Consider the following 19,681-nt stretch of genomic DNA (forward strand, 5'->3'; position numbering starts at 1 on the left):
CAAAGCAAATTTAGTGTTAGTTATTAACTAAAAAGATATTAAAAATTGTTAATAAAAACTCTCAAAATTAGCTTGTAAAATCACTTCAAACACTACTGAAATGCTTATATTAGCACGTTTTGAAAACCTAGAAAAATCTAATAAATTTTATATATGGCAGAAGGAGAAAAACTCATTCCGATTAACATTGAAGATGAAATGAAATCAGCCTACATTGATTATTCAATGTCGGTCATTGTGTCACGTGCGTTACCAGATGTAAGAGATGGCTTAAAACCAGTTCATAGACGTGTACTTTATGGTATGCACGAACTTGGTGTTAGAGCTAATTCAGCACACAAAAAATCAGCAAGAATTGTAGGTGAGGTTTTAGGTAAGTACCACCCTCACGGAGATACTTCGGTTTATGACACTATGGTACGTATGGCTCAGGAATGGAGTTTACGATATATGTTAGTAGATGGTCAAGGAAACTTTGGTTCTGTGGATGGAGATAGTCCTGCTGCAATGCGTTATACAGAGGCAAGAATGCAGAAAATTTCTGAAGAAATGTTAGCAGACATTGATAAAGAAACTGTAGACCATAAACTTAATTTTGATGATACCTTAGAAGAACCAACAGTTTTACCTACACGTATTCCTGGTTTATTGGTAAATGGTGCTTCTGGTATAGCTGTTGGTATGGCAACCAATATGCCACCTCACAACCTTACAGAAGTTGTAAACGGAACTATAGCTTACATTGATAATAATGATATTGAGGTCGACGAGTTAATGCAACACATTAAAGCACCAGATTTCCCTACAGGTGGAACAATCTATGGTTACGATGGTGTTAAAGAAGCATTTCATACTGGTCGTGGTAGAATCGTAATGCGTGGTAAAGCAAATATTGAAGAAGTAAATGGACGTGAGTGTATCATTGTAAATGAAATTCCTTACCAAGTTAACAAGGCAGATATGATTAAAAAGACTGCTGACTTGGTTAACGATAAAAAGCTTGAGGGTATCTCTACTATAAGAGATGAGTCCGATAGAAAAGGGATGCGTATTGTGTACGTTTTAAAGCGCGACGCCATTCCTAACATTGTACTTAATAAATTATATAAGTACACAGCTTTACAATCTTCTTTTAGTGTAAATAATATTGCCTTAGTAAAAGGACGTCCACAACTTTTAAATTTAAAAGATTTAATTCACTATTTCGTAGAGCATAGACATGAAGTAGTAGTAAGACGTACACAATACGAATTACGTAAGGCTGAAGAGCGTGCTCACATTTTAGAAGGATTAATCATCGCTTCAGATAATATTGATGAAGTAATTGCTTTAATCAGAGCATCTGCAAATGCAGAAGAAGCTAGAGAAAAATTAATAGAACGCTTTAAACTTACTGAAATACAAGCTAAGGCTATCGTAGAAATGCGATTACGTCAGTTAACAGGTCTAGAACAAGACAAGTTAAGAGCAGAGTATGAAGAGTTAATGAAAACCATTGAAGACCTTAAAGATATTTTAGAAAAAAAAGAACGTCGTATGGATATCATTAAGGAAGAGCTTGAGGTTATCCGTGATAAATATGGTGATGAGCGTCGTTCTGTAATTGAATATGCTGGTGGAGACTTAAGTATTGAAGATATGATTCCAGATGAAAAAGTAGTGATTACTATTTCTCACGCTGGTTATATTAAACGTACCTCTTTAACAGAATATAAAACTCAAAATAGAGGTGGAGTTGGCCAAAAAGCGTCAACAACTCGAAATGAAGATTTCTTAGAGCATCTATTTGTTGGTACAAATCACCAGTATATGTTGTTCTTTACTCAAAAAGGAAAATGTTTCTGGATGCGAGTTTATGAAATTCCGGAAGGTTCTAAGACTTCAAAAGGTAGAGCTATTCAAAACCTTATTAATATAGAACAAGATGATAAGGTAATGGCATTTATCTGTACACAAGATCTTAAGGATGAAGATTACATAAACAGTCATTATGTCATAATGGCTACGAAAAAAGGTCAGGTTAAGAAAACATCATTAGAACAATATTCTAGACCACGTACTAATGGTATTAATGCAATTACAATTAAGGATGGTGACGAATTATTAGAAGCTAAACTTACAACAGGTGAGAGCCAAGTAATGTTGGCGCTTAGATCTGGTAAAGCCATTCGTTTTGAAGAGGCAAAAACAAGACCAATGGGTCGTAATGCTTCGGGTGTTAGAGGAATAACTTTAGCAAATGATAACGATGAGGTAATAGGAATGGTTGCTGTTAATGATTTTGAAAGTAATATCTTAGTAGTGTCTGAAAACGGATACGGAAAACGTTCTAGCTTAGATGATTACAGAATTACTAATAGAGGTGGAAAAGGTGTGAAAACTATTTCTATCACTGACAAAACAGGTAACTTAGTAGCAATTAAAAATGTTTCTGACGAGGACGATTTAATGATTATTAATAAGTCTGGTATTGCGATTCGTATGGAAGTTGCAGATTTAAGAGTGATGGGTAGAGCAACGCAAGGTGTAAAGCTTATCAACCTAAAAGGAAACGATTCTATTGCTGCTGTTGCCAAAGTAATGAAAGATGACGAGGATGAAAATGTTGATGAGCTAGATGCTGAAAACGCTGATGAGCAAACAGCAAATGAAGATGGCACGGCTATTGATAATAATGAAACTGAAAACTAAAAATTAACAACATAAACTATTTTATTAAAAATGAAAAAATTAATGACATTGGTGCTGGTTTTTACGGTTACAGCTATGTCTTTTGCACAAAAAGATGAGGTAAAGGCTTTAGAAAAAGCACTAAAAAAATCGAATTTCGCTGATGCTAAATCTGCTGCTGCTGCTGCTGAAGGTATGATGAGTAATATGGATGATAAGATGAAAGCTAAGTTTTTATTCCTAAAAGCTCAGGCGCTTTATGCAAACGGTGCAGCATCAGATAGTGATTTAGATAAAACAATTACAACTTTAGAAGAATTAAAAAATCATGAATCTTCAATAGGCAAGTTACGTTATACAGAAGATGCGAATGAAATTAAAACTGAAATTTATAATTCTTTCTTAACTAAAGCAAATAAGGCATTTGAAAGCAAAAATCTTGCAGTAGCTTCAAAAGCTTATGAGAATATCTATAAAATTTCACCAAAGGACACGTCGTTTTTATATAACGCAGCTTTGCTTTCAGCTCAAAACAATGATTATGAAACTTCTTTGAAACATTTTCTTAAGTTAAAAGAGTTAGGTTATACTGGGATTAAAATGAGCTATTTGGCTACGAATAAAGAAACTGGTAAGGAAGAACCGTTTATTGATAAAGATTCTAGAGATTTTTCAGTAAAAACATTAAAAACTCATATCAAACCAGTAGATAGAAAAGAAGAATCAAAACGTGCTATTATTGTAAAAAATATAGCCTCTATTTATGTTGCTCAGGGTGAGAATGATAAGGCTCTTGCTTATACTAGTGATGCAAGAAAAGAATTTCCTGATGATAAAGAATTACTTCTTACAGAGGCTGTTGTGCTTACTAAGGTTGGTAATAATGAAAAAGCACTAGAATTATTTAAAAAAGCATTAAAAGAAGATCCGAATAATGCTAACTTAAATTTTAATGTTGGTGTTACTGCAATGGAAGCTAATCAGTATGATGTTGCAAAATCTGCTTTTCAGCAAGCGCTAAATATTAAGCCAGATTATGTTAATGCAGCAATGAATTTATCATTTATTGAAGTAGATAAAGGTAATGCTTTGTATGAGGAGATGAATCAATTGGGTGATTCTTCTGCAGACTATAAGCGTTATGACGAATTAAAGGCTCAAAAAGATGAGTTATTTAAAGCTGGTGCTGAAATATTGGAAAAGTTTGTACAAAATAATCCAAATTTAAAAGAAGCTGGTGTTTATAACCAGTTAGCTAATATTTATAGTGCTTTAGGTGAAACTGAGAAATATAATACATACAAGGATAAAGCAAAAGAAATTGAATCTGGTAATTAATATTACTAGTAGGAATAAAAAAAAGCGACTTAAAATTTTAAGCCGCTTTTTTTTATTAAATAATCTTTTTGATGACTCTTAGTCTGTGTGTGTGCGTGTTCTTATCTATATTATAAATGCCACTATGGTCCAGACGATCTATCCTTACTTTTCCGTGTGCATGTATAATATAATTATCCTTCATTATAATTCCAACGTGTACAATATCGCCTTCTGCGTTATCAAAAAAAGCTAAGTCACCTGGTTCGCTTTCTTCAATAAAACTTAAAGCAACACCTTGCGTGGCTTGCTGAGATGCGTCACGTAATAAATGATATCCGTTCAACTTGTATACCATTTGTGTAAAACCAGAGCAGTCTATACCAAAAGGAGATTTTCCTCCCCATAAATACGGAGTGTTAAGGTATAAAAATGAAGTATCTATAATATTAGATTTATCACTCTTTTCAGTAATCTTATTGCCTTCAAACTTTTGGTTTAAAAGGGTTAAGCAATTTAGGTCGGAGCCTAGTGGAATGGGATAAATGCTATTAGCATCATCAGAAACAAACTGAATTAAATCTTTTGATAATACAATACCAGATTCAGATAATATACCATACTGTTCTTCTTCAATCTCAAGATATTGTTTATTGTCTATCCAGCCTTCATATTTATCGTATGCAAAACGAATGCGACTCCATTTTTTGCGCTGTTCTAGCACTTTAAAAAAGTCACCATACAATGCCTGAGTCACCATTTCACTAGTGTCAGTAGGTTCTAACCGTATTGGTACAATCCCTAGATTGCAAACTCCGTATTGCATATATGAAATTTAAGGGCGTTCTAAAACCATTGCAGAAGCACCACCACCACCATTGCAAATAGCAGCTGCACCAATTTTTGCATTATTTTGTTGTAAGACGTTTAATAATGTTACTAATATTCTGGCACCAGAACAACCAAGAGGGTGACCTAAAGAAACGGCACCACCATTTACGTTAACTTTATCGTCAGATAATCCTAATATTTTCATGTTAGCTAAACCAACTACTGAAAAAGCCTCATTAAACTCAAAGAAATCTACATCACTTAATTCTACATTAGCTTTGGCTAAAGCTTTAGGCAATGCTTTTGCAGGTGCAGTGGTAAACCATTCTGGTTCTTGAGCAGCATCTGCATAGCTTTTTATAGTTGCTAAAGGAGTTAAGCCTAACTCTTCAGCTTTATCTTTACTCATTAAAACTAATGCCGCTGCACCATCATTAATAGTAGACGCATTTGCAGCTGTTACCGTTCCGTCTTTAGTAAAGGCAGGACGCAAAGCTGGTATTTTTTCCATTTTTACATTCGTATACTCTTCATCTTTATTAACAACAATAGCATCTCCGCGACGTTGAGGGACTTCAACAGAAATCACTTCATTATCAAATTTACCTGCATCCCAAGCTGCTTTGGAACGTTCATAAGATTGTACAGCAAAAGCATCTTGATCTTCTCTGGTAAAGTTATATTCTACAGCACAAGCATCTGCACAAACTCCCATGGCATTGTTGTCGTAAGCATCTACCAAACCATCTTTTTGCATACCATCTTCTAGAGTAGCTGGACCAAATTTAGTAGCACTTCGAGCGTGGTAGTAATGTGGTATAGCACTCATGTTTTCCATACCGCCAGCAACCATAATATCTGCATCACCAAGGCTAATGGCTTGAGCAGCTTGCATTACAGCTTTCATGCCAGAAGAACAAACTTTATTTATTGTTGTACAAGGAACGGTATTTGGGATTCCTGCAAAAATTGCGGCTTGTCTTGCTGGTGCTTGGCCTGTACCAGCTTGCACTACGTTACCCATTAATACTTCGTCTACCATTTCTGGTTTAAGGTTTATTTTATCTAAAGCTCCTTTTATAGCAGCAGCACCTAGCTTTGGGGCAGGTACACTAGATAAACTTCCCAAAAAACTTCCTATTGGTGTTCTAACGGCAGATACGATTACTACGTCCTTAATCATTATTATTTTGTTTATAATTAGTTCCTGCGAAATTAATGATTTTTTGAGATATTTCGGAATGTATTAACGAATATAGAAGGTTAAAATTTTAATATTTGTTACATTTGATTTTATATGAAATGAGCAGTGTTGTGATGTTGATAATAATAGTATCGATCATTTTGCGAATTCCATCTGACCTTTAAGTAGAATAAAAATCAACAGATGAAAGAACTTCTAAACAAATGGTATAAGAATCATGCTTTAGTATATAAAATACTATTGTTTCTGGTTACGACGCTTTTCATTGTCTATTTGTTTCCTAAAACAGGCAAGTTTAGATATTCTTTTGAAAAAGGAAAACCTTGGCAGTCAGAAAACCTCTATGCTCCTTTTAATTTTGCAATTCAGAAAACGCAAGAAGAAATTAACGAAGAGCAATTAGAAATTGAAAACAATGCTCCCGTTTATTTTGAGATAGATCGAGAAATTCCTAAGACCATAAAGCTAGACTATATTACTAAGTTTAACGAAGTTTTTAATGATTCTGTTACTTCTAAGAATGCTTTGTTTAAACAGGGTACAGATATAGTTGAAACATTATATGTAAATGGAATTTTAGATACTGATTACCCTTACTCTAACGATAAACAGGTCGTTTTAGTAGCGTCTAACAATACAGTTGAAAAACGTATAGAATATAGGAGTCTCATTGAAATTAATCAATTAAGAAATAAATTAGAGAGTTTCTTAAAGCAGTCAACCTCTGCTGAGAATAAAAATAAGATGATATCTCTGTTTTTTGATATTGTTAAGCCTAATGTAACGTTAAATGAAACTCTAACAAAGAAAACTCTTGAAGAAGAGCTATCACAAATTTCGCATACCAGAGGTAGTATAGATAAAGATCAGTTGATTATTTCTAAAGGTCAGGTTGTTGAGGATGAGGAGTATAATATTTTAAAGTCTTTAAAGTCTGAATATGAGTCTCAGGTATGGAACACAGCTAATTATAATTGGGTTTTAGTGGCTTATACTTTATTAGTGGCTTTAGCGCTTTTGATGTTGCTTCTCTTTTTACAAAAATATAGGTTAGAGGTATTTCAAAACAACACTAAAGTTACTTTTATATTCTTTAATATAGCATTAATGGTTTTGCTTACGACCTTAGTGATTAACTATAACTCACAGTATATTTATGTCGTTCCTTTGTGTATTCTACCATTAGTTTTAAAGGCGTTTTTTGATGCCAGATTAGGATTGTTTGCGCATGTGTTAACAGTGCTGCTTTTAGGTTTTATAGTACCAAACAGTTATGAGTATATGTTTCTTCAAATCATTGCCGGAATAGTAACAATATTAACGGTTTCTGAGCTTTATAAACGTGCTAACCTTTTTATTTCAGTTGGACAAATTACCTTAATTTATATAATAGCGTACTTTGCCTTTTTCGTAATTCACGAAGGCCAGATAACGACCTTAAAATGGGATACATTTGGTTTATTTATTCTTTGTGGTTTGGCGACACTTTTTGTACAGCCTCTTATCTATATTTATGAAAAGATATTTGGGCTTGTTTCTGATGTTTCGCTTTTAGAATTATCAGATACTAATACAAAACTTTTAAAAGATTTATCTAATAAAGCACCAGGCACGTTTCACCACTCATTAAATGTTGCTAATTTGGCTGAAGCTTCAGCAAATGAAATAGGTGCAAATGCTATGTTGGTTAGGGTAGGCGCTCTATATCATGATATAGGTAAAATGAAGAATCCTACTTATTTTACCGAGAATCAAAGTAATGGTATAAATCCTCATAATGAACTTTCTAATAGAGAAAGTGCAAGAGTAATTGTAGATCATGTTCTCAATGGTATAGAAATAGCAAAAAAATATAATTTACCTGATCGTGTAATTGACTTTATAAGAACACATCATGGCACTAGTGTAGTTTACTATTTCTATATGAAGGAGAAAGCTGAAAATGAAGATGTTAATATTGAAGATTTCTCATATCCTGGTCCAAAACCTTTTAGTAAAGAAACTGCAATTTTAATGATGTGTGATAGCGTTGAAGCCGCGTCAAAAAGTTTAAAAGAACCAACAACAACAAAGATTAATGATTTTGTAGAGAATATCATTAACAGGCAAATGGAGGGCGGTCAATTTCTGAATGCTAATATAACCTTTAAAGAAATTCAATCTATCAAAAAGGTTCTTAAGCATAAACTTGCCAATATATACCACCTAAGAATAGAATATCCAGAATGAGTTGTTTTTAGAGGTAAAATAGCTTCTTTTAGACTATTATCTCTCTCTTATATTATGAAAAAAGTTTTGCAGAAATAGCATATAAAATATTTTGTATGGTGTAGAAATTTATTAATTTTTTTTGATTAGAAAAGAGCTAGTTTAACTAGCTCTTTTTGTTCTTTTATAATAATTTGTATTGTTTCAATAATATCTTTACCAAGATATTGTTGTATTTATTTCATTGGTGTCACCATTTACTTTATGGAAAACAAGACCATTTACATTAATATCCCAATTGTATAGTGAAAAATTTGTACCTGTTACAAGGCTAAATGAACGTATCCAATATGATTTTGTTCCTTTCAGTGTGTTAGAACAGGAATTTGAATCATATATTGAAAAGTTTTGCATTGGGGCAACTCCACTGCCATCATAATATTTTAGGGTGGTATTACCAGTTAGGTTTAGGGTATATAATCTTTCAGTAGAAGTATTATTATAATGCCAACCAGAACTTTTCTTTTGACTCATTCTTAGTTTAAAATATACATCGGTTTGAGAGAATCCCCAGCTTGGACCAGTTGTTTTTATTACTTCAAGATAGTGTACTAATCTATATCTTAATGATTTATTAATAGGTGCAGAACAACCAGAGGCATATGTTTGTCTTACAAATTCTGTCCATTCTTTATACTCACCACCATTAGCATTTAAAGTTGTTTTGCTTGGGTCTGTATTTTGAGAATCATCAACATTAATAACTTCAGTTTTTGCAAATACTATCTCATTTTTATTATCACTTGAAATATTAGAAACTTCATAAAAAATCCCATTACGGAATTCAATTTCTCTTTCTCCTATTCTAAATTTCTTGTCTTCATTTAAAATAAATTGAAATGTAAAAGGTATGTTGTTAAGTTCCTCCTGGGAAATCTTATCAGAAGAATAAGCTGTGATGTAGGCTTGTTTTTCACTCCAATCTTCAAATTGTTTAATGCTATTGTAATTATTAAATGTTATTAATAAATTTTGGAACTCTTTCATGTCATTAAGAGATAGAATACTAAGATTTTCGTCATTTGTGGTATTTATTTCTGATTGATCTGTTGAACAAGAGAAAACTAATGTCACAATTAATAAAATAAATAAGCTTGGAACTTTTTTCATAATAATTAAATTTTAAAATTTTTAAGAATACAATAAAAATAAAAGTTGTTCGAAAGTTAGGTCTTCTTTTTTTTTGTTAAAATTTCACTTATTAACACGTCATGGTTACGGATTTTACGTAATAGTTAATGTTTATGCTTATTTACTTTCTTAAATTAATTCGATTAAGTGTTGTTTTGTTAATAACTTATTGATTTGTAGATTTTTGAGGTGAGATACATCGCTAGATTATTTTTTTAAGTTTATCTCATACTTAATAAAACAAAGCGAGTTATATAGAGAATTTTAATAAAAAACAAAAAAGCCACACTATTACAAGTATGGCTTTATGTGATCGCGACAGGATTCGAACCTGTGACCGTCTGCTTAGAAGGCAGATGCTCTATCCAGCTGAGCTACGCGACCATTCAAGAGATAAACTCTGAAATTCAATAAAAGTCGGGGTGGCAGGACGACTAACCGTTCTGCATTACCCTTTATTTATAAGGACTTTAAAAGTTGAGATTTTTAGCACTCACCGAATCACTCAACTATTAATAAGAACTTTTTGTTTGCGATTGTTATTCGTAAAGCGGTTGCAAATATAATACGCTTATTGTTACAATACAACCTAAATTTACACAAATTTTATGAGGATTGAAAGTAATTTGTAACTATTTGATATACAATATAACCTCTTCCATTTCAATACCAGAATACTCTGAAAACTCTTTGATAGTCACGAATTGATGAGGTTCTTTATCTAAATAATTTCTGATGTCCTGAAGTAATTTACGCCCATAACGTTCACTACGTCCTGTGATACGCTGAATATCTTTTGGGTATATGCAAGCTCTTTTTGGGGTCATCATACTTTATCTATGCTTTATCCGTACATCATCCATACTTTATTGTTTTATGATTATGGTGATGGTGATGCGTTGTTAAAATGTTGAAAATCCCGATAGGGTTTTCAATATTTTAATGACGTTTTTGGTTATATCGGAATGGATGACCGAAAACGGAATTGGATTTTTAACAACGTGCTATAAAATTACGTGATTTGGTTTCATTAATCAAAAAACGAATTATTATGGCAAAACAAACTGGAATTATTAAACTTAAAGGAACTATCGGTGGTATTTCCTTTTACAAAACAGCTGACGGACATTTAGCACGTGAAAAAGGCGGTGTGGATGGCAATCGTATTGCGAACGATCCTGCGTTTCAGAGAACGCGTGAAAATGGGTCTGAATTTGGACGCGCTGGTAAAGGTGGTAAGCTCTTACGAAATGCGATTCGTATTCTTTTGCAAAATGCAAAGGACAAACGTGTAGTATCTCGTTTAACTAAAACTTTGGTTGCGGTTACCAAAACAGACACAAACAATGAAAGAGGTTTAAGAACCTTGCAAGATGGTGATTTAAGCTTGTTAAATAGCTTTGAATTCAATTTGAATGGGAAGTTAGGCACTACGCTTTTTGCTCCGTTTACGAATGCATTTGACCGTGTTTCTGGTGATGGAACGGTTAACCTTGATGCGTTTTCTCCAACGGTAAGAATTGCAGCTCCAACAGGAACAACTCATTTTAAGGTGGTAATGGGTGCTTCTGAATTGGATTTTGAAAATGAAACCTCAACATTTGAAAATGATGAGACTGCCATTCTTCCTTACACTGCTGCTGATACTGCCGCCATTGCCTTGACAGCTTCATTAACCGCTAACTCAACCTTGCCTGTTGTTCAGGTGCTTGGTGTTGAGTTTTACCAAGAGGTAAACGGACAAATGTACGAGCTTAAGAATGGTGCTTACAACGCTTTAGCAATTGTTATTGTAGATACGCCGTAAGTATGGAATTAGTGCTACATAGAGCCTATTTTGAAGAGGGCACCAATGGTGCTCTCTTTAATTCTGGTAAATTTCTTTGTCACACAATCGAATTGCCCTGGGACAAAAACAAACGAAATATTTCCTGCATTCCTGAAGGTACTTATGAAGTTGAACCACGTTTTTCAAAACGGTTTAAGCACCATTTGATTTTGAAGGCTGTAAAAGGTAGAAGCTTTATTCTCTTTCATCCTGCGAATGATGCTTTAAAAGAGCTTCAAGGGTGTATTGCCCCAGTAACATATTTGAGTGGGATTGGTAGAGGTGTTTACTCAAGGGATGCTATGCAAAAACTGTTGTCTTTGGTGTATCAAGCTAAAGACCGAAAAGAAACTATTTTATTAACTATTAAATCACAGAATTATGAACATTGTAGAACGTTATAAAAAACCGACTCCCAAATTTTTCAAGACTTTACGTAATATCGGAATTGCTTTGGCTACTGCAGGTGGTGCTATCATTGCAGCTCCAATCTCAATGCCTGCTATTGTAGTTACCATCGCCACTTATATGACCGTTGCCGGAACTGTGGCCACCGCAGTAAGTCAAGCAGTAGTTACTGATGAAGAAAACACTGAAACTGATGAGAATGACGATGGATTATAACACCAAATCTGCTATCATTGGTGGTACATTCTTTTCATCAATCGTTAATATTGGTGTTGAAGATTTGATTACCACTATTATTTTGGCTGTTGTTGGTGCAATCGTAAGTTTCTTTGTTTCCCTACTACTTAAAAAGTTTATCACTTTTCTCGGGGCAAAGTGTCGTAGGTGGAAGTAATTATTGATGTTAAGCGGTTGGAAAGATAAATAAAGGGCATTTTCTAAAAAATGCTCTTTTTTTATATGCGGTGTTGAGGTGGGTAAATGAAAAGAGCGATTCCCTTATAAGGGGTTGAGCGAATGTAATGCATCCTACCACAGACACTTGGCAAACATTAATAATTGCTGTAACCTACACCGTTGAAATGGGTGGCGGGGAAAAGTGGCAATCTTGTGTGTTCTAAATTTCAATGCTAGTTCTAAATTGAGCGTGGGGAATGTCGGATATTTTACATAATGGCGTTATAACTACAGCTTTGGCGATACGTGGGTGTAGCGGCTGCTATTATAACTACCCGTTATGTAAACATAGCTTTGGGTAGTGTTTAAATTAATAGCTTTTGGCAAAGTGTAGCTCTTTACAGTTGTGAACGAGGTACGAGTAAGCAAGCTGTAATGTGCTGCATAAGCGTTGGCAATTTAAACACTACATGAGCAGGGGAAGCGGAACAAACCAAAAGACAGAGAATTTTTGCTTTTTGTAACAAACTGGGTTTTGGTTTGTGGGGAATTAAGCTGTTTTTTTATAAGTAATTACACACTCTCTTATTAAATAAGCTTCGCAATATCCTAAATCAATCATCTTATTTAAAATGTAAACAAAGTCTTCTATCAAACTTTGACTTTCTTTAATTTCTTGTATATGGTTATTAAAAAGTACTTGAATCAATTTAACTGCATTTGACGAGTCTAAACTCTTGTAAGTGCTATCATCCTCTTTTAAATTTTCCACTATTAAATTAATTCCTGATGGAAGAAATTTTTTTTCTCCAAAAGTGGAAAAAACTGAAATTATATGTGGCAAAGATTGGGTTTTAAAGTAATCTACAAACTCTTTATACTGGGTTTTATAATTGACAAACCCTTTCCAATTATTTGATTTTATTGACCAAAATCTTTCATTAACATCTAACAAAAGTTCTTTCACAAAATAAGACTTACTTGATTCTTTAACTTTATTGAAAAGATATTTCCATAATTCCCAAAAATGATTTCTGTAACTTTCTACATCATTATCTTCATTAATTAAATCATCAAACCTTGTAACAGCTGTATTAAAAACACCTGTTATAAGCTCATACAAATCTTTAATACTATACGAATTCTTAAATTCATTATTTAGAACAGGATAGCATAATTTATCTATTAATAATTTGCTAAAATTTATATCATTAAGTAGAAGTACTTCATTAAAATAAAAACGTAAGTCAACAAGAATTGTATGATTTGTTTTTCTTGATTTTTTTGAACGAGAATATGACAAATCATCTTCTACCTTTAAGTCTTCTAAAATTAATTCACATATTTTCAGAATATAATTTTGAAAGAATTCAATATTCACATTTGAAGTTATAAGAAGTAAAGAATTGTTTAAAAAATGTGGCTCATATGATTCGAAAGACAAAGAAGAAGTTTCAGGTAAATCACTTTCTATTAATATGCTTTTAATAAATTCAAATTCCTTTTCTCTGTATTCTTTTGTTTCTTGCTGGCTACGATAATGATTTACCCTATTTTCACTATAGAATTTCGCATATCTTATTAGTACAACAACTAGTTTTCGGGCTTTTTCTGGTAACTCCTTGCTAAAAGTATTTCTGAAATATTTTTGAAAATCTCTTATTTCGTGGTCTGCCAAATGACTAATGAGTAAGTATGTAACAAGTACATCAAGGTCTTTCTCATCAACAACACCTTCACTAAATTTATATAATAAATGAATAGATTCAATTGTTAATTGTTTTTCCAATATATTATACCCATACAAGCTACTAAAACTACCTCTATCGTTCGTTTCTTTTATTATTTGTTCCAGTGCATCAATAATAGTTTCAATACAATACTTTTTTTGAACTTTACTTAATTTTTCATAAAATAAATTTAAGCCCAAAACAGATAATGTTACAGGTGAATCCCACATTGTATTCTCAATTTCATCTGAAGAAAAGTGTTTGAAAATAGTCTCCCATTCATCAAATGACATTTCAGATTTTTTTTCTTTTACCTGTCTTAATGAATGAGAATAGTGTAAAGAAAGATTATCATTCTCATTTTCTTTTGTAAAAGCTTCAACTGCATTGTAAATTGGTTGTGGATAATTAACCTCTAACTGAAAAACCCCTTTTTCTTTATCAACAATAGATGCCTTGTATTTTCTCACATCCATTTCAGTAATGGCCTTTTCCCAAAAAATATCATTCCCACAATTTTCATAAAACCCATCAAATATTGTTTGCAATTCTTTGTTAAGTAAACCGTTGTTTATTTGATAATGAAGTAAAAATTCTCGAAGACCACGTTGATATCTTGTTCTGTGTGGAAGTCTATTAAATTCACCTTTTTCTTTTTGGGCATAAGAAATTCTTTGATCATATATTGCTGTGGCGGAATGTTCTCTTGTTGCTCTATGTGTATCCCACTCATAAAACTCTCTAACTCTTAAAATTGGTAAAATGGTATCACCTAATGCTTTTGAATAAGCTATAAATACACTGGTTAAAACACTAATTATTGTAGCCGAATTTGAATTTTCTAATAAATAATTGGTTATTGTTTTTAATAATTTGTTGTCAGGAACTTCAAATCGAGCAATTTCTAATAAATATTTTTCAAGGCTAATTAAAATGGATTCAAGTAAATAATGGGTTACTGTTGTACCCCTGTACGCGTTCCATAGATATTCATTCCCATAAATCGTATTTTCATTGCCATCATTCAATATGATTTTAATTTCCTTTAACTCATCCTTAATACTAAATTCAGAGTCTTTGTATGAAGATGTTATATAATTAGTAAAATCACATATAAAAACTATTGCCTTAATGGGATGATATTGCAGTAAATTATAAACAAAAGTTTTATAAATCCCAGACGGAAAAAAATCGAATCTAGTCTTTGTTATACCCCAGGCATCTTCTCTTTCTTTACGTTCGGGAAAAGAAAATCCAAAAGGTCCTTCTCTTTTAGGTAGACTTTCAGGTGGTATACGTTTCCAATGCTTATTTGCTATTTGGATTAATGTATCAGGCAGCTCTTTAATTAATGAACCATTCCTAACACCTCCAAAAGCTTTTTTAATGACTAATTCACTGAATCCATTTAATCTGCCATACTCATCTGTATTGGAACTACATTCTTCAATGAATTTCTTTAATTCATCTTTACAATAAGGTGCAAAACCAAAAAGCATATATACAAAGCTTGTCTTTTGATAGTCATTTTTTGATGAATAGCCCCAATGGTCACTTCCATAGTACATTTCTTTTACATAATGAAAAACCAATATATTTGCTGCTTCTATCTCTTTAATAGAACAAAGCTTAAATTGGAAAAGAAATTTATATTCCCAGTCCAGTAAAAAATTTGAAATAGACTTCCTTATACTTTCTATTTCTGAAATATTTGAAGATAAAAAGCATAACATTTCTTCCCAACAAGAACCTACAGGAAATAAAATATCTTTAGAGTTTTCTTTGTTAAAACTATACTCCCTACAAGTAGTTCTTATAAGCAGAATGCACCTATTAAGAAACATACAATTGTTTTCCAATAATTTAGAAGAGAAATGTTTGAAAAAAGAGCTACAATCATCCGACCTAAAAACAGCTGTAAGTATTTCATCTGTCCAGTATGTAGGAATTGAGTCGTCTTTTAATGTCAAAGAAATTAAGTTTGCTACTGTATCAATATCATTTGTAAGTAATTCTTCAATCCATAATCTAAAAGCTCTTCGTAAAGCTGGTTGGTTACCAAGTTGATTAAATAATTCCGCTTTATTAGAAAGTTTATTTTCAGTTGAGGTTATATACCTTATTAATGCCCAATCTTCTAAAATATCGTGAGAAGGTGAAAACTGAAATTTATTACTATTTCTAACTATTATATTATCACTTTCCAAAAGCTCTACCGCTTCATAATCTATTTTGTCATCTTCAGGTTCAAAAAACAATCTCATATTAATTGCTCTTCCTACAGCTATGTGCATAAAAGTGATTCCTCTTTTTCTTGGAAGACCGTTTTTTGATACAGTTGAATTTTCTATTACTTCATTCCACAATATCTCTTTAAACTCTGAATAACTAATATCACTCGATATGTTTTCGCTTTCTTTTATTGCAGATACTGTAAAATCAAGATATTTAGGACTTCTTAAGACTTCATTTATTTTGCTGTTCGAAAGTAAATGGTTTAGTTGAGGAAATTCATTTCTTATTAGCTCTATTTCATCATCATTTAAAAGAGGTATATCAACAACATTTATCTTTTCAGAGTCAATACCGAACTTTTGCTTAATCACATTAACCGCATAAGACCTACAGGTCATTAAAAGTTTTATACCCTTATTTTCAGAAATAATTGATAATAATTGTTTAAAAGCAGAATCGGGTTGTGCTTCCAATAATTTTTCTGCACTATCAATTACAATAATTTTATTTGGAAGTGTTGATATTAAACTAAATAAATCGATTAAACTATGGTTTATTCCAACTTCACTGAATACTTGAGCTAAAGAAGTCTTATTAAGTTGGTCTGCCTTAAAAATTATAGGGACTGTATCAGATAACTCTCCTCTTAAAATGTCTTTTACAATCGAAGATTTGCCTACACCAGGATAACCTGTAATAATTGAAATATCTGATTGATTTAAAGATTGTATTATTGACTTTTTAATGGTTGCCCTATCTATATGAAAGTCTTTTATGGTGTTTTTGAATGGCTTTAAAAGTAGTTCTCCATCTTGGTGTATTTTTTTAAATGAAGAATAGGCGTCATAAGATATAGATAAATCAAAATACTTATACGGTTCAAAATTCTTTAAATCATCATTTGAAATACTACCTCCATTTCGATTATATGTAGCAACTTCGTTAAGAATCACACTCCAAATTTCTTTAGGGGTAGTTACTACATCTTTAGACTTTGATAATTGAATAAGATTAAGCGTATAGGTTTCATCTGTACTGGCTTCAGCAGTAAAATCATAAGCCAATAAATGAAAGCATTTTAAAAACTGGAATAACTCTTCTTCAGTAATAGTTTCTCCTTTAGCTAGTGTTAGACTTTCTTCAAAGATATCAAGAGCAGCTTTCTTTATTTTCACTCTATTAACTTCAGAGAAGAAATCTTCTGAATTACTCTGTTTATAAGCTATTTGGCATAAATAAGCTATATGATTTTTATCATTATTAGTTAGGCTAGATTTTATAAGGAACATTTTATCATTTTGTTTATCAAAATGACTGGTATTATTAAAATCATCCCAAAAAGCTTTTATTACTTCTAAAAAAACTTCATTCTTTGACGAAATAGGAATATTATACTTTATTTGAGAAATTACTCTTTTGGAAATGTTATTTTCTTCAATCTTAAAGAACAAATCATCTGTTTGATATCCTTTATTTTTATTTTGAAATCCAATTTCAATAATTTTACCATTAGGAAATGAAGGAATAACACCATTAATCATCATTTGTAATAAAAATGATGATTGCACATAGTTTTCATAGTCAAAACCGCCTCCACCTGTTTGAAATACACTTGCTTCTCCAGCCATTTAATTTACTTTTTCTATTATTCCAAGTTTAAACTCTTCCAAAATTTGAACAGCATATTCTAAATCCCATTCTTTTTTACTTACCCATTGTTTTGCAATTGCTGAATTTTTGGCATCTGATACATTATCGTTTAATGTGTTTAAAATTCTGTTTCTAATTGCTTCAGATACATTTAAAAACTGACTTGCTTTTCTCCCCAAAACTCTTGCGGCTATTTTAAGTTGATCTAAATCATCGTCATCGGGAAAAGTGTCATTGTGATGTTCTACTATTTCATCAAAATTCAAGTCAAAATAATATTCGATGATTCTTAAAATATCGTATAAATCACTATCGCGTTCTTCAGGTCTGTCGCTCCAGGCAATTAGTTTTAAAATGACCATTCCTGGTAAGGACGGAATTTGTACTGACTTTTCTTCTATGTGTACTGTTTCAGGATTTTGCAACACCTCACTGAAACCTAAAACGTGTAAATCGGTATAACGTTCATTGAAATTGATTGTAAAATTTTCTTCGATTTCTCCAAAAGGCAACAAATCTATAGCAACATTAAATATATCGTTGTACAGTGTCCAAGGTGCTTCTACTTTGTTAAAACCATAGCTACTCAATTCTTCTACAATTGTTTCAAACTCTTGTAGGGAAGCTATCATTATTGCAAAATCTATATCTTTTGTACCTCTACTTGGTTTTATTCCTTTCTTTAAAAGCTCTAAAGCTATAGCACTTGCACCAATAAGATAATAAGGCACGTTTAGTTTTATCATTACTTTATCAATACAGTCAAAAACTTCTTTAAAATAGGGAATTGAAAGCTGTTTATATGTTTGGTTGGATATACTCATCAAAAATTAATTTAGCTGTTTCTTTGCTTCTTTTATCATCATTAATAATCAAATCGGTATAGACCAATTCTGCTGGTGCTATATTATTAAAGTCCATTGTCCAAAACTTATCATATACCCAAATATTACCCTCATCATCTGGTAATAATCTATAATTCATCATTAAATCTCTTGTGGTTTCGTTGGTGTACAAAGTGAAATTTTCCGGACGTAGATGGTTGGTCATAATATCTCCAGCAGGTTCACCTCCCCAAACCGTTTTTTCAGTGTTTAATTGTAATGCTCTCCAGTCTTGATTTTCATTTTGAAATCTAAAACGTTGCTTGAATATTGTGGGTTTTAATGTTTGTTCAAATTCTGTTATCCATTTGTTTAACAGCTCTTGATAATTGTTAATCACATATTCATTTTTATTTAGTTTTAAGATGAAGTTGTTTTCCAACAATCCATTTATAATCAACGGAATATTACCTAACGCAACATTGGTAATATCAGCAATTTCTCGTTGCGTTTGGTTTATAAGTAGAGGATTCAATAAAAAGTGAAATACTACTTTTAATCCTGTTTTTGTAAAAGCTCGATTTCCTTTTTCTTTTTGATTTTTGACAGTTTTATTAGTATCGACATAAAGGAAAATATCTGCTTTATTAATGTACACATTACCGTTACCCTCAAGATAATTTACTTGATTTTCTCGCAATTCTTTCTTTACTTTTGGATATAACCTTTCCGCCACTAGTAAAAAGTTTTCAAACCTATTATTGTATTCAATAATATTAAATAACTGATGGTTTTTAACGTCTTTCTTAACTTCAACAACCATTAAAATATTTTGATTGTTTATTATTAAATCTAATTCTCCATCGATACCAATATCATTATTGTAATCCATATTTTTCCAGTTCCAAGTTATTGGAATATCTTTTTCTAAATTATGAATTGCTTTATTTAAAATATCTATTTCATTCATTATTGCCAACCTTTTCTGTTCATTAATTTTAAACGTTCATTATTCGTGAACAAACGTAAAACGTGAACAAATATATAAAAAGTATTTGAGAATAAGTAGGGTAGTAAGAAAATAATAGTTTGCTTTTGGTAATTAAGTTTTGGCAAATTTTGAGTTTTTTGCCAAAGTTTAATTTGCGATTTACTACAAATTGTGTTGTTGATTGCAAATAAAATATTA

Annotated in this window: 14 protein-coding genes and 1 tRNA gene; 7 read left to right on the forward strand and 8 right to left on the reverse strand. The window is 31.9% G+C overall.

What is annotated here, in order from left to right:
• Nucleotides 1-153: 153 nt before the first annotated feature.
• Nucleotides 154-2,691: a DNA gyrase subunit A gene (gyrA, locus tag V1468_RS07735; RefSeq protein WP_331809668.1), complete on the forward strand. Its 2,538-nt coding sequence runs from the start codon at nucleotides 154-156 to the stop codon at nucleotides 2,689-2,691.
• Nucleotides 2,692-2,721: 30 nt separating this feature from the next.
• Nucleotides 2,722-4,008, forward strand: coding sequence for a tetratricopeptide repeat protein (locus tag V1468_RS07740; RefSeq protein ID WP_331809669.1), 1,287 nt, complete (start codon nucleotides 2,722-2,724; stop codon nucleotides 4,006-4,008).
• Nucleotides 4,009-4,063: 55 nt separating this feature from the next.
• Here the strand turns inward: V1468_RS07740 and V1468_RS07745 are convergent, their stop codons facing one another.
• Nucleotides 4,064-4,813: a C40 family peptidase gene (locus V1468_RS07745; RefSeq protein ID WP_331809670.1), complete on the reverse strand. Its 750-nt coding sequence runs from the start codon at nucleotides 4,811-4,813 to the stop codon at nucleotides 4,064-4,066.
• A 9-nt stretch (nucleotides 4,814-4,822) separates the two neighbouring features.
• The gene (locus tag V1468_RS07750) at nucleotides 4,823-6,001 is read right to left on the reverse strand and encodes an acetyl-CoA C-acyltransferase (RefSeq protein ID WP_331809671.1); all 1,179 of its coding nucleotides are present in this window, start codon (nucleotides 5,999-6,001) and stop codon (nucleotides 4,823-4,825) included.
• Between the two features lie 204 nt (nucleotides 6,002-6,205).
• On the opposite strand from V1468_RS07750, the gene V1468_RS07755 reads away from it, so the two are divergent.
• Entirely contained in the window at nucleotides 6,206-8,251 is a 2,046-nt protein-coding gene (locus tag V1468_RS07755; RefSeq protein ID WP_331809672.1) for an HD family phosphohydrolase, read from the forward strand.
• A 195-nt stretch (nucleotides 8,252-8,446) separates the two neighbouring features.
• On the opposite strand, the gene V1468_RS07760 is transcribed toward V1468_RS07755, so the two are convergent.
• The 3 genes from V1468_RS07760 to V1468_RS07770 form a co-directional block, all read right to left on the reverse strand.
• Complete coding sequence (locus tag V1468_RS07760; protein WP_331809673.1) at nucleotides 8,447-9,400, reverse strand: hypothetical protein; 954 nt, start codon at nucleotides 9,398-9,400, stop codon at nucleotides 8,447-8,449.
• 331 nt (nucleotides 9,401-9,731) lie between these two features.
• Nucleotides 9,732-9,805, reverse strand: a tRNA-Arg gene (locus V1468_RS07765).
• 248 nt (nucleotides 9,806-10,053) lie between these two features.
• Nucleotides 10,054-10,248 (reverse strand): hypothetical protein, encoded by a 195-nt coding sequence (locus V1468_RS07770; protein ID WP_331810009.1) that lies wholly within the window; start codon nucleotides 10,246-10,248, stop codon nucleotides 10,054-10,056.
• A gap of 224 nt (nucleotides 10,249-10,472) precedes the next feature.
• Between V1468_RS07770 and V1468_RS07775 the strand changes: the two genes are divergently transcribed.
• Genes V1468_RS07775 through V1468_RS07790 form a run of 4 tightly spaced genes read left to right on the forward strand, consistent with a single transcriptional unit; the run spans nucleotide 10,473 to nucleotide 12,051 of the window.
• On the forward strand, nucleotides 10,473-11,228 hold the full coding sequence (locus tag V1468_RS07775; protein ID WP_331809674.1) for a hypothetical protein: 756 nt from the start codon (nucleotides 10,473-10,475) through the stop codon (nucleotides 11,226-11,228).
• Between the two features lie 2 nt (nucleotides 11,229-11,230).
• Complete coding sequence (locus V1468_RS07780) at nucleotides 11,231-11,653, forward strand: DUF5675 family protein (RefSeq protein ID WP_331809675.1); 423 nt, start codon at nucleotides 11,231-11,233, stop codon at nucleotides 11,651-11,653.
• 49 nt (nucleotides 11,654-11,702) lie between these two features.
• Nucleotides 11,703-11,873: a hypothetical protein gene (locus V1468_RS07785; protein WP_331809676.1), complete on the forward strand. Its 171-nt coding sequence runs from the start codon at nucleotides 11,703-11,705 to the stop codon at nucleotides 11,871-11,873.
• On the forward strand, nucleotides 11,851-12,051 hold the full coding sequence (locus V1468_RS07790; RefSeq protein WP_331809677.1) for a hypothetical protein: 201 nt from the start codon (nucleotides 11,851-11,853) through the stop codon (nucleotides 12,049-12,051). Before V1468_RS07785 ends, V1468_RS07790 begins: the two co-directional genes overlap by 23 nt.
• Before the next feature lie 552 nt (nucleotides 12,052-12,603).
• Here the strand turns inward: V1468_RS07790 and V1468_RS07795 are convergent.
• The 3 genes from V1468_RS07795 to V1468_RS07805 are packed head-to-tail and all read right to left on the reverse strand — an operon-like array spanning nucleotide 12,604 to nucleotide 19,462.
• Nucleotides 12,604-17,646 carry an ATP-binding protein gene (locus V1468_RS07795; RefSeq protein WP_331809678.1) on the reverse strand — a complete coding sequence of 1,681 codons (5,043 nt, stop codon included), beginning with the start codon at nucleotides 17,644-17,646 and terminating at the stop codon, nucleotides 12,604-12,606.
• Entirely contained in the window at nucleotides 17,647-18,492 is an 846-nt protein-coding gene (locus V1468_RS07800; RefSeq protein WP_331809679.1) for a nucleotidyl transferase AbiEii/AbiGii toxin family protein, read from the reverse strand.
• Nucleotides 18,467-19,462 carry a type IV toxin-antitoxin system AbiEi family antitoxin gene (locus V1468_RS07805; RefSeq protein ID WP_331809680.1) on the reverse strand — a complete coding sequence of 332 codons (996 nt, stop codon included), beginning with the start codon at nucleotides 19,460-19,462 and terminating at the stop codon, nucleotides 18,467-18,469. Before V1468_RS07805 ends, V1468_RS07800 begins: the two co-directional genes overlap by 26 nt.
• Nucleotides 19,463-19,681 lie beyond the last annotated feature (219 nt).

Source organism: Winogradskyella poriferorum, assembly GCF_036553625.1.
Taxonomy (GTDB): domain Bacteria; phylum Bacteroidota; class Bacteroidia; order Flavobacteriales; family Flavobacteriaceae; genus Winogradskyella; species Winogradskyella poriferorum.